Raw genomic sequence first — 14,382 nt, 5'->3', positions numbered from 1 at the left:
AGTTCAGCTATTTTGCGGATGAAAAACTCTGAGCTCCCATAAAATCGTTAAAAGTCGCTAGTGCAAAATACAAATTTTCACAAAAAAAGATTGTGCTTGAGGGTTACTTTACATTAGCTTCGTCAGAGCTTCATATAAACCGTCTGTTCTTCACTAGGAATTCACGTAGGCTCTCGAAAACTCATGTTAGAAGTGTACTTACGTAGATATAACCACTCACTTTTTTTACGAGGAACCTAATTCATGCTTAAGAACATCTCCTTGGCGGCAATCGTAGCTCTCGGTACAGCTACCGTAATGGCACCTCCTGCATCTGCAAATACAGCTTGTTCTCCTAACGATCCAACTTGTATTCCTCAAGATATTCCCACTCCTCCCGCTGTTTTAGCGGCCCTCGGTATGGGAGTTGCTAGTTTGCGTCGCAAGAAATCTGAAGAGAATGGTGATGTTGCTGAGTAAATCTAAATAAATCTGTCTAGATTTGTTTTGCTCGCTATCTCTATTCGTTTTTTCTTTTTTTGAAGTTGGAGTGCATGGCGCGAATACTAAATCATCACCGTGCTGTGTGCTCTTCTGTCTCTATATACCAACTTTTTATAATAGTCTTTCTCTCACGATTTAATTCATTTCAAGAAGCTGAGAGAGAAGCACGAGTCTTAAATTTCTCAATCACCTAATTTACTCATTTTCGTCTCCAGGAGATCTCGGAAAAATGTCCGGAACATTCGATATCAACTCACTTGCTTCAGCTCTGCCAACAAGTGTGAACTTCAATCTAGGCGCAGGTTTTGCCACTTCTGATGCAGATAGTTGGTTTGACGTTCAGATCGCTGACGAAGAACAAGCTGGCTTTTTGCGCGGTTTGATTTTGGATGGATATTGTATTGATGGCGATTTAGAGATTGACCAAGATACAGATCTTAGTGACGGTACTATCGATAGTACTGTCTACACCGCGAAAGTTTATTCTAGCTATGACATTGCTGCCATGGATGCTGAGGATGCTTCCGGCACTGATGGCGAAATTGATTACATTGACAATCCAGACAATCTTGATTCCGTAAACTGGCTAATTAATCAAGATTTTGACCCAGCTGATTTTGGTAGTCCAAGCTTTGATATTTTCAATTTCGTTCAATTAGCCATTTGGCAGCTAGTTGATGGTCGCATACCAGCTAACAGGCAAGCTTTTTATGACCTCTATCAGACTGAGGTTGATCAGATGGTCAATCTTGCTCTAACTAATGGAGAAGGTTTTGTCCCCACTGAGTTTGGTCAAAAGGTTGCTGTTGTAATTGTTCCTGATGTCGATGGCGAAGCTCCTGTTGTTGCGAATGCTCAAACTATCATTGCTGCTGTTGAGATTTCTCGGTTAGGTGATCGTGTTTGGGAAGATTTAGATGCAGATGGCGTTCAAGACGTAGGTGAGCAAGGCATTGAAGGTGCAACAGTAAATCTTCTTACAGACTTAGATGGTGATGGCGTTATTGAAGATAACGAAATTATCGACTCCACAACCACAGACGAGAACGGTAATTATCACTTTGATGTAATTGCGGGTGACTACAAAGTCCAATTTGAAACTCCCGATGGCTTTGATATGTCGAGCCCTGTCGACCAAGGTGGTGATGATGCTTCTGATTCTGATGCAGGCGTGAGTGGTGTTACAGATACTGTTTCCCTTGCTCCTGGTGAAAACAACCCCACAATTGATGCTGGATTCTTCAAGACAGCGAGTCTAGGCGACAAAGTATTTGTTGATAGAGACCGCGATGGCATCCAAGATGCTGGAGAAGAAGGCGTTGAGGGCGTAACAGTAACGCTGACTGGTGGTGGTGCAGACGGTGTAATCGGCACAGCGGATGACACAACTGACACAACAACAACAGATGCAAATGGTGAGTATCTCTTCGATGGTCTCAATCCTGGCGAAGAGTACAAGGTGACCTTTGATGCATCCACTGCAACAAATGCAAGTGACTTCGATGGATTCACCGATGCCGACCAGGGTGGAAATGATGCATTAGATAGTGATGCCGACCCCACAACTGGAATGACTCAGATTGTCACCCTTGCTCCTGGTGAGTTTAACGACACATTGGATGCAGGTTTAGTAGAGAAGACAGCGAGTCTAGGCGACAAAGTATTTGTTGATAGAGACCGCGATGGCATCCAAGATGCTGGAGAAGAAGGCGTTGAGGGCGTAACAGTAACGCTGACTGGTGGTGGTGCAGACGGTGTAATCGGCACAGCGGATGACACAACTGACACAACAACAACAGATGCAAATGGTGAGTATCTCTTCGATGGTCTCAACCCTGGCGAAGAGTACAAGGTGACCTTTGATGCATCCACTGCAACAAATGCAAGTGACTTCGATGGATTCACCGATGCCGACCAGGGTGGAAATGATGCATTAGATAGTGATGCCGACCCCACAACTGGAATGACTCAGATTGTCACCCTTGCTCCTGGTGAGTTTAACGACACATTGGATGCAGGTTTAGTAGAGAAGACAGCGAGTCTAGGCGACAAAGTATTTGTTGATAGAGACCGCGATGGCATCCAAGATGCTGGAGAAGAAGGCGTTGAAGGCGTAACAGTAACGCTGACTGGTGGTGGTGCAGACGGTGTAATCGGCACAGCGGATGACACAACTGACACAACAACAACAGATGCAAATGGTGAGTATCTCTTCGATGGTCTCAACCCTGGCGAAGAGTACAAGGTGACCTTTGATGCATCCACTGCAACAAATGCAAGTGACTTCGATGGATTCACCGATGCCGACCAGGGTGGAAATGATGCATTAGATAGTGATGCCGACCCCACAACTGGAATGACTCAGATTGTCACCCTTGCTCCTGGTGAGTTTAACGACACATTGGATGCAGGTTTAGTAGAGAAGACAGCGAGTCTAGGCGACAAAGTATTTGTTGATAGAGACCGCGATGGCATCCAAGATGCTGGAGAAGAAGGAGTTGAAGGCGTAACAGTAACTCTGACTGGTGGTGGTGCAGACGGTGTAATCGGCACAGCGGATGACACAACTGACACAACAACAACAGATGCAAATGGTGAGTATCTCTTCGATGGTCTCAACCCTGGCGAAGAGTACAAGGTGACCTTTGATGCATCCACTGCAACAAATGCAAGTGACTTCGATGGATTCACCGATGCCGACCAGGGTGGAAATGATGCATTAGATAGTGATGCCGACCCCACAACTGGAATGACTCAGATTGTCACCCTTGCTCCTGGTGAGTTTAACGACACATTGGATGCAGGTTTAGTAGAGAAGACAGCGAGTCTAGGCGACAAAGTATTTGTTGATAGAGACCGCGATGGCATCCAAGATGCTGGAGAAGAAGGAGTTGAAGGCGTAACAGTAACTCTGACTGGTGGTGGTGCAGACGGTGTAATCGGCACAGCGGATGACACAACTGACACAACAACAACAGATGCAAATGGTGAGTATCTCTTCGATGGTCTCAACCCTGGTGAAGAATATAAGGTAACCTTTGATGCTTCTACAGCGGTTAACGCTGATGACTTCCTAGGTTTCACTGCAGCAAACCAAGGTGGTGATGATGCATTAGATTCTGATGCTGACCCCACAACTGGAATGACTCAGGTTGTGACCTTGGCTCCCGGTGAGTTTAATCCCACTCTTGACGCTGGCCTCATTGAAAAAGACCCTGGCATTGACATTGAGAAGTTTGTTAATGGCGAAGATGCTGACACTGCAGCGGAGGCGGTTGAGATTGCAGCTGGTGCGGATGCAGTCTTCACTTATGACGTAACCAACACTGGTAATGTCGCTTTCGCCGGCGCTGATGTTGTTGTGACTGATGACAACGGTACTGCTGGTGACACTAGCGATGACTTCAACCCTGATCAGATTCTCTCTGGTGGATTTAATGTTGGTGATGTTAACCAGAACAACTTCCTTGATGCTGGTGAGACTTGGAAATATACCAAGACTATTGCTGCTCAAGACTTGAGTACTGGTGCAACAGTTAACAATGTTATTGACTTTGACAATGATGGTACAGGTCATGCACTTGCTGCTGGAACAGTCATTGATACTGAGTACTCAGATTTAGGTGTTACTATCTCGGCGACTGGTGGTTCTGACCAAGCGATGATCTTCGATAGTGCTAACCCCACTGGTGGTGATGGTGATCTTGCTACTGCAACTGAAGGTAATATCCTCATCATCTCTGAAGACGGTGATTCTTCTGACCCTGATGACGAAGCGCATGGTGGCGAGCTTATTTTCAAGTTTGATTCTGCAGTTGATATTAATAGCATTAGCTTTGTTGACATCGAAGAGTCCGGCGGTAAGGTCTTCGCTTATGACAGCAACGGCAATCTAATTGATACAACTAACATTCCTGCTCCTGGTGATGGCAGTCTTCAAACGCTAAATATTGACAACAGTGGTGTTTCGAAGATTGTTGTTGATCTTGTTGGCAGCGGTGCGATTTCTGGCCTTGACTTCGATAGCTTTGAAGATGGTCCTGGTCTCTACACCAACATCGGTAAGGTTACTGTTAATGGCTTAGAGGATGATGACCCTGCTAACTACGTTAATCCTGAGCCTCAAGATCCAGGTATTTCGATTGAGAAGTTTACTAACGGTATTGACGTCACTGACCTAAGCGACTTGCCTGAGATTGCAGCAGGTACTGCGGTTACCTTTACTTACCTAGTAGACAACACCGGTGATGTGGCTTTTGCGGCAGCCGATGTTGTAGTTACTGATGACAACGGTACTGCCGGTGACACAAGTGATGATTTCACTGCGACTTATGTGAGTGGTGATGATAACAACAATGGTTTCTTGGATACCGATGAAACTTGGCTCTACACTTCTGAAGTGCAAGTTGCCCAGGATTTGAGCGTGGTGACTACATCTAAAGATGTCACTTTCGATTTCACTGGTTCTTCCACTTCGACAGGCTCTTCTTACGGCAATATTCGTACATTCAATAAGGATGGCGTAGTTGTTGATGTGAGTGCCTTTAGCCGTGACACCAATGGTGTTTGGAGAGATGGTTTCCTCGGCAAATATAGCCATGGTTTAGGTGTTACTAACAGTGATGGCGATGGCTCCCATGCGGTTGAAAATCAAGGTTGGTTAGATGTCATCCTCTTTGAATTCAATCAAGATGTTGTTGTCGACAAGGCTTTCCTCGATTACGTTGGTCACGATAGTGATATCACTATCTGGATCGGCGATCGCGATGGAGCAGATATCTCTGAACTAAGCGATAGTCTCCTGGATAGCTTCACTAAGGAAAATAACAACGGTGGTAGCAGTGATCGCTGGGCGAACTTCAATGGCGACGGTATCTCTGGCGATACGTTAATCCTTACTCCAAGCACTAAAGACCCTCATGACCTTGATGACCTGTTTAAGCTGAAGAAGCTGAATGTCGATGTTGCTGGTGAAACAACCATTGGTGACTACATCAACACAGCAACTGTTACTGCTGGTGATGTTAGTGATAGTGATGATAGTGGTTATACCAACCCTGAATTCAATCCTGAGCCTGGTATCGAGATTGAGAAATTCACCAATGGCATGGATGTTGATTTCAATAACCTTCCTGAAATTGCGGCTGGTTCTGATGTGACATTCACTTACCAAGTAACTAACACTGGTAATGTGTCATTCGCGAAGAACGATGTAGTTGTGACCGATGACAATGGTACCGCTGGTGACACTAGCGATGACTTCACTGCGGATTATGTGAGTGGTGATGTGAACAGCAACAACCTCCTCGATGCAGGTGAGACTTGGCTCTACACTTCTGAGACCGAAGCCGCTCAAGACTTGAGTGTTGTCACTGCATCTAACGATGTCACTTTCCATCTCACGGGCAATAGCTACACGACTGGTCATGTGGGTAATACCCGCTCTTACAGCTCTGAAGGCGTTGACGTTGATGTGAGTGCATTCAGCTATAGCAATCACTATGGTTGGGAAGATGCTTACCTCGGTGCTTATGGTGGCGGTTTAGGTGTCACTAATCTCGATGAGTCTGGTTCGGGCCATCGTGTCAGCAATAACAACAATATTGACTATGTGGTCTTTGAATTTGACCAGAGTGTTGTGGTTGATGAAGCGTATCTCGCTTATGTCTATGGTGATAGTGACATCTCTATCTGGATTGGCGATCGCAATGGTGACATCACTTACTCTAACCTTGCCTCTACTCTCAATAGCTTCGGCCGTGAAGATAACTGGGGCGGTTCTTCTGACCGCTGGGCTGACTTTAACAGCGCTCAGGAATCAGGTGACACTGTCATCATCTCAGCGAAAGTTGGTGGTAGCAACGATCGATTTAAGCTTAAGAAATTGAATGTTGATGTTGCTGGTGAAACAGTGATTGGTGACTACATTAATACTGCAACTGTTACTGCTGGTGACGTTAGCGATAGCGATCAGAGTGGGTACACAAATCCTGAGCCTACTATCGATCCCATTCACTATGAAGTTGGCGATATGCATCTCTGCAACTACAAAGAGAAGCACATCAATGGCTATGACATCATTCAGCTCACTTCTTCCCATGGTTATGCGACTCAAACCTTTGATGGTTTAACTGGCACTTACGACATTATCGTCGGCTACTTCGATGAAAATGATGGTCAGACTAGTGCTTCTGTTTCCATTGATGGTCATGTTGAGGCGTCTTGGGTTTGGAATCAAAATCTTGGTTCGAGCTACGTTTCTGACCATAACCAAGCGCAGTATGTTCTCAACGATGTACATCTCGGCACTGGTGATGTGATTAAGCTTGCTGCTGATAAGGATGGCGGTGAATTTGGTCGCTTCGACTACGTGAAGGTTGTTGCTTCTGACACAATCTCTGCTGCTGAAGCTGGTGTTCAAAATGATCTAATCATTGTTTAGATTGATACTTCTTTAAGTTGAAGATTTAGGGGATGATCGCCGAGATCACCTCTAAACCCTCAAAAAATAATCACAATAAAAAAGCCGTTTCCTTAAATTTCCAGGAGACGGTTTTTTCTATATGTCCAATTAACTTGTGGTCGTAGCGCTTATGATGACTTACTTAGGGCACGACTAAAACGGGACACGGCGAAAGATTAGTTACCTTACTGGTAACACTCTCTGCTGCACCATCATTCGTTAATCCCATACCTCGGCATCCCATCACAATCAGATCTGCTTCAATCTCATCTGCGACATCGCAAATCGTAAACGACGGCATCCCTTCACGCTCAATCGTATCTGCTTCGATACCAGACTTTTCAAATAAATCGTGAGCACCTTTCAGTAACTTTGCGACGGCTTCCTCAGAGTTCATGACATTTTTTGCATCACCTTCTGGTGCTGATGGCTCGACAACCGACAATAACACTAGGCGACTTTGACACGTTTTCACGAGATTTACCACCGTTTCTGCGGCATCACGGGCTTCGCGGCTCTGATCAATCGGAAAAAGAATCGTTTTAAACATAAGTAAATCTACCTCCTAGTCATAGGTTCCGGTCAGATCTGCTTGGAGATACTTGTTTCGGAAACTGAACTCTAGTTTAATTCTGTAGGAAGAGGGCTCTTCTTCTGAAGAGAAGATGACAGAACTTTATAAAAAGCAATTAAATTGGAGGCTCTTAGTAGTGGCTAAGAAAACTGTTGCAAATCTCACTCAAAGTGATTTGGAAGGAAAGAAGGTTTTTGTACGGGTAGACTTCAACGTTCCCCTAACTGATAGCGGCGTGATTACCGATGACACTCGGATCCGTGCAGCATTGCCTACTATTAAATACCTCACAGAGAAAGGTGCGAAGGTTGTCCTCGGCAGCCACATGGGTCGTCCAAAGGGTGAAGTGAATGAATCCATGCGCTTAACACCCGTTGCAGCGCGTCTATCCGAGCTTCTCGGTACAGATGTTGTGAAGTGTGATGATTGCATCGGTGATGCAGTGTCTGCTGCTGTTTCTGGTTTAGGTAATGGCCAAGTTGCTCTCCTCGAAAACCTCCGTTTTAACCCCGGTGAAGAGAAGAATGATCCTGAGTTTGCAAAAGCACTTGCTGCTAATGCAGACATTTATGTAAACGATGCATTCGGTACAGCTCACCGTGCTCATGGTTCTACCGAAGGCGTAACGCACCATGTTGGTACTTCCGTTGCTGGTCTGCTCATTGAGAAAGAACTGAAGTTCCTCAAGGGTGCGATTGAAGCACCTAAGCGTCCTTTGGTTGCAATTGTTGGCGGCTCTAAGGTTTCCAGCAAAATCGGCGTAATTGAGACGCTTCTTGAAAAGTGTGACAAGCTCCTCATCGGCGGTGGCATGATCTTCACTTTCTATAAGGCTCAAGGTCTTTCTGTTGGTTCTTCTCTCGTGGAAGAGGACAAGGTTGACCTCGCAAAGTCTTTGTTAGAAAAGGCAGATGGCAAAATTCTTCTTCCCACTGACGTTGTTATTGCTGATAACTTCGCGCCTGATGCGAATGCTAAGACTGTTAGTGTTCAGGAAATTCCTGATGGCTGGATGGGTCTAGACATTGGTGCTGATTCCGTTAAGGTTTTCCAAGATGCACTCAATAGCTGTGGCACTGCAATCTGGAATGGCCCTATGGGTGTATTCGAGTTTGATAAGTTTGCTGTCGGTACTGAGGCGATCGCCAACTCCCTTGCTGGTCTTACTGCCACTGGCACAGTAACAATCATCGGTGGTGGTGATTCTGTTGCAGCAGTTGAGAAAGTTGGTGTTGCTGAGAAGATGAGCCATATCTCCACTGGTGGTGGTGCTAGTCTCGAACTTCTCGAAGGCAAAGAACTTCCTGGTATCGTTGCTCTTGATGAAGCTTAAGTTCTTGTTTGCTTTGATTTTGAAGCAAACTTAGATTTGCAACCAGATATTACGAATCTCTCTAAATCCTCCTTGATAAGGGGGATTTTTTATTGCGAACACTCCATGGATAGCCTAAAGAAATAACTTTGTTGATCTAAGTTTTAATACTGAGGTGATTTGTTTTAGCTTTTCATCGACCTCGTATGTGACACTCACTTCATTATTTATTGATGGATAATGCTATTAAGTTATATGAATAAAATCTTTCTTAAGATAGGAAAAAAATGAAAGAGTTAACTGTTAAATGAAGTATGGCAGGTTGAGTGATGCAATAAGCATTTCTTAGATTGGTGTTGGTGATATTTTTAAATAGCCAATCGAGATTGCTTTCTGCCTTTAAATTCTTCAAGCTGTATAGCTTTCTTTCTGGATGAAATCATGATCGAGTCTACTCTCGCTTTCTCGACGCCTTTCTTCACGTCCCTTAGTCAAATACGCGGAGAGGTGCAGGCCTTAGTTGAACGAAACCTTGTACGCCGCAATCAATCCCTCTATTGTCTCTGTGAATTTATTCCACCCCGTGAATGGAACAGTGTGGAGTCTGAGCTAGAGAGATGTGATTATTTATTACGGGATTGTATCGGTGATTTATTAAGCGCAGAAAAATGGGAAAACGATTAACTCCAAAGTTTTTGGATGGTCGTCTTCCCAAAGTTAAAGTATTAAATTGATAGATAGTTTGTCCTGTATTCTCATCATTTGAAATTTGCTATGCTTTTATTCTGAAAAAGCAGAGAATTTTCAAATTTTAGGCAGAGAAAATACAAAGTATTATTCGGCGCTCGATTCTTTACGTAGTGTTTCTAGCTCTGTCTTTAGCATTGTGATTTGCTCAGTTAAGACCTGAATTTCTTTTTCTAACTCAGCATCTTTGACTTCGACAGCAGAGGTGGAAACTTCGCGATCGCCTGCTGCTTTGCTGCTATCTTTCTGGAAAACATTTTCGAGAAATTTACGAGCTTCCGCTTCGGTCATTTCGCCTTTTTCTGACCATTCAGCGGTGCGATTCTCAAGCTCAGTGCGAAATTCAGTGATGGTTACGTCCCTTTTTTGGGGGTCTTTGATGGTTTCGACAAGGGTCGCGGCAGCACCAACGGTGACACGAAATCCTTTCTGGACGAGGTCAAAAATGTTGGGGGATGTGTTCATGGGCGGTTATTCCTGCTACTACAAAAAAGAGTGATGGAAGAAGTTAGCATCTTTTTTTTAGCCTAGCGCAACGGTTTACAAACCGCCTTTATCCTAGGGCTTAGTTATGCTTGGGCGAGATAATTGTCAAGGTCTTCCAACAAGCGAGGGAGTTCGGCTTCACTCGTAATGCGGAGGCGATCATCGCGGAGGGTAATTAATACTTTTGCTGCGAAGGGGCTGGGGTAAATATTCGGGTTGCAGAAAATTTCTAGGAAAATTTCGCCTGTATGTTGATATTCCATCGATTGCTTTGGTGCAGGTCTGCCTGAGCTAGCTGCCGTTCCGGCGATCGCCCGCATACTGACCATGAGACTATCAATATCAGCCTTGAGAGCTTGGGCGGCCTCTGGCGTAAAGCGAAAAGAAACGGAGCCCTGCAAAAGATTGATCGTAAATGGCACAGACATAGATTTACCAGAAACACTGCAGATTTATCTTAGGAATGACTTTTACTTCTGACAATTTTTTGGTGATCTTTTATTTAGGAATGTCGATAATTAATAACATCAAGAATCTTGTTCAAGAATTGTGCCGCAACGTTTACAAAACTGTGCATCTTGGTCATGGAAAGCTAAGCCACATTTGCCACAGTCTATTTCTCGTTGGCTCGTACTTTTAATAAATTGGCGGACGAGATCCCCAAGCTGCCATGGGATTACCGCAATACCTGTCAAAATCATCATTAAAGTGACAAATTTTCCAGCGTAGGAAATCGGAATCTGATCTCCAAATCCCACTGTTGTCATCGTGACTATGGCGAAATAAAGTGCATCTAAAAAGTTCTTGAAAATATAAGGATTGACGTTATGTTCGACTTGATAAATTAAGCCTGAATAGATAAAAATAATCGTAAACAGAGTCAAAACAATCCGACTTAAAATAATCGTATCTTCTGCTTTGACATTTAAAATCGAGATTTCTAGTCTAAAAAATCGAATTAGTCGTAATAATCGGAACCAGCGGAATAATCGCAAAAAGCGCGCATCGAAGAACCCAAAAAATAATGGGGCGATCGCCAGTAAATCAATAATTGCGGCAATACTGAATAAAAACTTGAGAGGAGCTTCCGCACAAATTAGTCGCAGACAATATTCAATAGTGAATAACCCAAGAATTGCATAATCCACATAGGACAGAATATCTGAAATATTTGGTGGCAATGTATAGGTTTGTGCAACAAAAATACCCGAAGACAAAAAGATGAAAAAACAAAGGACAATATTGATACTTCGACCAATAACACTTTCGAAGTCATCAAGATATTGCCCAATCGTTAATCGCCAAGACGTTTGACTCGTCATTTGCTACTTTGGCTTAGGTTTTAAGCGGGTGTATGACCTACTGCAACAATAATTGATTTGAGTTCAGCCTCTGAAGCTGTTGTCTCGACTGTGACCGTTTTATTGTCTAAATCGACAGAAACTTTGGCATCACTCTGCTTAGATTCGATAGCTTTGGCAATGGCTGAACCACAACCTTCACAGACAATGGATGGGACTTGAATTTCTATCATGATTTCATCTACTAAAATATCTTAGTGAAAATAATATTTGCAATTATCCCGATGAGTAACGCGATAATTATATCTATACAAAATTTGAGGATTACTTTAACTTTGTTGTGTTTTTCAGGTATCTGATCTGGGTCTTTGTATATTGACCTTTCGTTAATTCTGCTCAAATATATTATAGATGTTTTAGGTTTATTCTTTTTTTCTCTCCGGATAGCTTCTACTTTTTGATCGATCAAAGTAGATATTGGTTGTCCCAGTAACCAGAAAATTATGAAAGCTAATAATGTTAGGTTCTTTGTCCAATAAAAGATGAGGATTAATAAATAATATAAGCTCGAGGTGGTGAAGAGAGAGGAAAGGAATGGCTTTGTCTCTTCAATGGCGATTTCATTCGGCTGTTCTTGATGAAGCAGAATTCTTCTTATGCTTTCATATATTCCTCGTATTTGTATTATTTCTTTTTGGTCTCGCATAAAAGTGAATTCCGTAATATCAACTGAATCCCTTTGGATTGAAATTGTTATGCCAGACCCTCTTATTTTTAAATTATCTATACTTTGAACATGAAAATTTGATAATGTGCCTATGTCAAAAATGTCTAACTCCCTATCTTTATGAAAACAGCTTATTTCCGGCCTTTCTTTCAGTGAGTTAAGTAAGTTGAGTATTTCTTCGATATCATCCAAATATAAAGTTATAGGATTAAAAGTAGATCGATATCTATGTTGGTTTTTCCTGGTAGGGTACTTTTCTTGGGAGGCCATTACATAATGATGCGATTCTCTTCTATTCTAAAAGCTTTTTCCATGTTTGGTAGCCGACAATGCCGTCACCATCTAGCTTAAACGCGGTTTGAGCTGCGATTACTGCTTCCAAGGTTTGAGGTCCAAAAACACCATCGACTGTCCCAGGGAAAAATCCTTTTGTTTTTAAGCGTTGTTGAAGGAAAGTCACTGATTCACCATCCATCCCTTCTCTGAGTAATGGAAGGTTGTCAACTGTGCGTTGATTTGCTGCTTGAGAAGCGGTTGAAGGTGAAGTGTTTGTATTTTGGGCTGGGGCGGTGTCGGTTGTTGCTGAGGGTGCCGTTGTATCGGTAGAGGTGGCTACAGCTTCTGTGGGGAAAAGGGTTGCCCAAGTGGCTTGATTTGTGATGCCTGTTTCTGGTAATTTTGCAGCTTTTTGGAAGCGATAGACGGCGATTACTGTGGCTTCGTCATAGGTGCCTGTCACTTCGCCAGTGTAATAGTTGAGGAGTTGTAAGGTTGTTTGGAGCTCGCGTACTGCTGTGCCTGTGCTGCCACTACGCAATTCGGGTCGAATAATCTGGGCGATCGCCGGATTGATGTGTAGAGTGAAGCCGCCTGTGAGGAGAGCGACTGATAAGCCAGCGGAAAAAAGAGCAGAACGTAGAAACATAGCAGTGATCAATTAAAACTCGATGGTAGTGCAAGGCGATCGCCTTTTACGATAGCTCAATGTCTTCGAGCAGGGAAAGCGCTTCCACAGACCCAGCTACCGAAACATAGGGCTTTGTAAAGTGACGTTGCGCAGCGGCATGGGTTTCCGTTGTGGTGATGCGTTCGATATGGGTTTTAAAATCTTGGTCAAATTTCACGCCGAGGCCAATACTTTCATACCACCCAAAAATCTGTGCCAGCTCTGCATTCGTTTGTTTGCCGAGGGCATATTGTCCCAACAGTTTATTTTTTGCGATCTGTAATTCTTCTTCGCTTAGAGGTGCATCAACCAGTCGCTGGGTTTCTTTGTGAAGTCCCTGGAGGGCGATCGCCGTGTTTTTTGGGGCAGTGCCGATATAGGTGACAAATTGTGATTGATTGAGACGCGTGGGAAAAAAGGCTGATACATCATAGGCTAGCCCTTGCTTTTCCCGCAGCTCTACAAACAGACGACTAGATAAGCCATTACCGAGGTAAGTACTCAGCAATTTCAGCGCAAAGAAATCATCATCCTCAACTGTCCCCGTCAGATAGCCCAAAATTACAATGGCCTGTTGACTATCCTGAGTCGTATGCCAATTGCCTCCAGTGGGTTTCAGATTTGCAATTTTGAGAGCTTCTAATGCGTCCTCAGGATTTTGCCAATCACCAAAAGCTTGTTCTACCATCGCTTCTGCTTGCTCAAGGGTGATTCGCCCTGACAAGCTGATAATTAAATTATCTGGTCGAAAATGTTTTTTATGAATAGCCTGCAAATCTTCCCGCGTAAAGCTTTTGACTGTTTCGTCAGTCCCTAAAATCGACATGCCATAGGGATGATCTGGGTACATATTTTCCCGAAATTGCTTGTAGGCAACATTGAAAGGCTGTTCCAGTTGGGAGCGAATATTTTGCAACGTGATTTTTCGTTCGAGTTCGACTTCACGTTCGGGAAAGGTGGGCTGTCGGAGGATTTCTGCGGCTAATCCCAAAATAGTTTGAAAATCTCTGGTGACAGATTTTAGGCTAATCGCCATGTAGTCGTTGGAAGTGCTTGCCCCTAGACTGGCACCAATGGATTCAACTTGTTCGGCGATTTCGACAGCGGCATAATTTTCAGTGCCTTTCGTGAGCACTGCCGCCATGAGATGGAATAATCCGGCCTGAGCAAGACTTTCCCAGCGTCCGCCAGCCTTTGGTAAAAAGATCCGCCCTGCCACCAAATCTGCAACGGGGTTTTCGGTCACAATGAGCGTAATACCGTTTGCCAATGTGTTGATGTGGGTCATTTGAGAAGAGGCGGTGGAAACCATTAGCAAAGGGCGCGGTGCTCGACAGCGGAAT

At 43.9% G+C, this 14,382-nt stretch carries 12 protein-coding genes; 4 read left to right on the top strand and 8 right to left on the bottom strand.

The genetic code is table 11. From position 1 onward, the window contains the following. Window positions 1–243: 243 nt before the first annotated feature. Both LEPTO7376_RS26395 and LEPTO7376_RS23535 read left to right on the top strand, forming a co-directional pair. Window positions 244–459: a hypothetical protein gene (locus tag LEPTO7376_RS26395; RefSeq protein WP_015134230.1), complete on the top strand. Its 216-nt coding sequence runs from the start codon at window positions 244–246 to the stop codon at window positions 457–459. 253 nt (window positions 460–712) lie between these two features. Then, on the top strand, window positions 713–6,925 hold the full coding sequence (locus LEPTO7376_RS23535; protein ID WP_015134229.1) for an SdrD B-like domain-containing protein: 6,213 nt from the start codon (window positions 713–715) through the stop codon (window positions 6,923–6,925). A gap of 163 nt (window positions 6,926–7,088) precedes the next feature. On the opposite strand, the gene LEPTO7376_RS10880 is transcribed toward LEPTO7376_RS23535, so the two are convergent. Then, the gene (locus LEPTO7376_RS10880) at window positions 7,089–7,496 is read right to left on the bottom strand and encodes a universal stress protein (protein WP_015134228.1); all 408 of its coding nucleotides are present in this window, start codon (window positions 7,494–7,496) and stop codon (window positions 7,089–7,091) included. Between the two features lie 160 nt (window positions 7,497–7,656). On the opposite strand from LEPTO7376_RS10880, the gene LEPTO7376_RS10875 reads away from it, so the two are divergent. Both LEPTO7376_RS10875 and LEPTO7376_RS10870 read left to right on the top strand, forming a co-directional pair. Next, window positions 7,657–8,853 carry a phosphoglycerate kinase gene (locus LEPTO7376_RS10875; RefSeq protein WP_041765481.1) on the top strand — a complete coding sequence of 399 codons (1,197 nt, stop codon included), beginning with the start codon at window positions 7,657–7,659 and terminating at the stop codon, window positions 8,851–8,853. Between the two features lie 420 nt (window positions 8,854–9,273). Then, entirely contained in the window at window positions 9,274–9,516 is a 243-nt protein-coding gene (locus tag LEPTO7376_RS10870) for a DUF4327 family protein (protein WP_015134226.1), read from the top strand. Window positions 9,517–9,666: 150 nt separating this feature from the next. Here the strand turns inward: LEPTO7376_RS10870 and LEPTO7376_RS10865 are convergent, their stop codons facing one another. The 7 genes from LEPTO7376_RS10865 to LEPTO7376_RS10835 form a co-directional block, all read right to left on the bottom strand. Next, window positions 9,667–10,044, bottom strand: a complete 378-nt coding sequence (locus LEPTO7376_RS10865; protein ID WP_015134225.1) for a hypothetical protein — start codon at window positions 10,042–10,044, stop codon at window positions 9,667–9,669. Between the two features lie 104 nt (window positions 10,045–10,148). Next, on the bottom strand, window positions 10,149–10,493 hold the full coding sequence (locus LEPTO7376_RS10860) for a hypothetical protein (RefSeq protein WP_015134224.1): 345 nt from the start codon (window positions 10,491–10,493) through the stop codon (window positions 10,149–10,151). A gap of 99 nt (window positions 10,494–10,592) precedes the next feature. Next, entirely contained in the window at window positions 10,593–11,387 is a 795-nt protein-coding gene (locus LEPTO7376_RS10855; protein ID WP_015134223.1) for an ion transporter, read from the bottom strand. Between the two features lie 20 nt (window positions 11,388–11,407). After that, window positions 11,408–11,599 (bottom strand): heavy-metal-associated domain-containing protein, encoded by a 192-nt coding sequence (locus LEPTO7376_RS10850; protein ID WP_015134222.1) that lies wholly within the window; start codon window positions 11,597–11,599, stop codon window positions 11,408–11,410. Window positions 11,600–11,610: 11 nt separating this feature from the next. Next, window positions 11,611–12,363, bottom strand: coding sequence for a hypothetical protein (locus LEPTO7376_RS10845; RefSeq protein ID WP_015134221.1), 753 nt, complete (start codon window positions 12,361–12,363; stop codon window positions 11,611–11,613). 22 nt (window positions 12,364–12,385) lie between these two features. After that, entirely contained in the window at window positions 12,386–13,018 is a 633-nt protein-coding gene (locus LEPTO7376_RS10840) for a peptidoglycan-binding protein (RefSeq protein WP_015134220.1), read from the bottom strand. Between the two features lie 46 nt (window positions 13,019–13,064). Then, the gene (locus LEPTO7376_RS10835; RefSeq protein ID WP_015134219.1) at window positions 13,065–14,351 is read right to left on the bottom strand and encodes a pitrilysin family protein; all 1,287 of its coding nucleotides are present in this window, start codon (window positions 14,349–14,351) and stop codon (window positions 13,065–13,067) included. Window positions 14,352–14,382: the final 31 nt, after the last annotated feature.

It is taken from the genome of [Leptolyngbya] sp. PCC 7376 (assembly GCF_000316605.1).
Classification (GTDB): domain Bacteria; phylum Cyanobacteriota; class Cyanobacteriia; order Cyanobacteriales; family MRBY01; genus MRBY01.
The sequence above is the reverse complement of the archived record's forward strand: the minus strand, read 5'-3'. Positions and strand labels throughout refer to the sequence as shown.

Coding starts and splice junctions, on each gene's coding strand:
- LEPTO7376_RS10865 (WP_015134225.1), bottom strand. CDS start 10,044: ATGAACACATCCCCCAACATTTTTGACCTCGTCCAGAAAGGATTTCGT.
- LEPTO7376_RS10870 (WP_015134226.1), top strand. CDS start 9,274: ATGATCGAGTCTACTCTCGCTTTCTCGACGCCTTTCTTCACGTCCCTT.
- LEPTO7376_RS10840 (WP_015134220.1), bottom strand. CDS start 13,018: ATGTTTCTACGTTCTGCTCTTTTTTCCGCTGGCTTATCAGTCGCTCTC.
- LEPTO7376_RS23535 (WP_015134229.1), top strand. CDS start 713: ATGTCCGGAACATTCGATATCAACTCACTTGCTTCAGCTCTGCCAACA.
- LEPTO7376_RS10880 (WP_015134228.1), bottom strand. CDS start 7,496: ATGTTTAAAACGATTCTTTTTCCGATTGATCAGAGCCGCGAAGCCCGT.
- LEPTO7376_RS26395 (WP_015134230.1), top strand. CDS start 244: ATGCTTAAGAACATCTCCTTGGCGGCAATCGTAGCTCTCGGTACAGCT.
- LEPTO7376_RS10835 (WP_015134219.1), bottom strand. CDS start 14,351: ATGGTTTCCACCGCCTCTTCTCAAATGACCCACATCAACACATTGGCA.
- LEPTO7376_RS10860 (WP_015134224.1), bottom strand. CDS start 10,493: ATGTCTGTGCCATTTACGATCAATCTTTTGCAGGGCTCCGTTTCTTTT.
- LEPTO7376_RS10855 (WP_015134223.1), bottom strand. CDS start 11,387: ATGACGAGTCAAACGTCTTGGCGATTAACGATTGGGCAATATCTTGAT.
- LEPTO7376_RS10850 (WP_015134222.1), bottom strand. CDS start 11,599: ATGATAGAAATTCAAGTCCCATCCATTGTCTGTGAAGGTTGTGGTTCA.
- LEPTO7376_RS10845 (WP_015134221.1), bottom strand. CDS start 12,363: ATGGCCTCCCAAGAAAAGTACCCTACCAGGAAAAACCAACATAGATAT.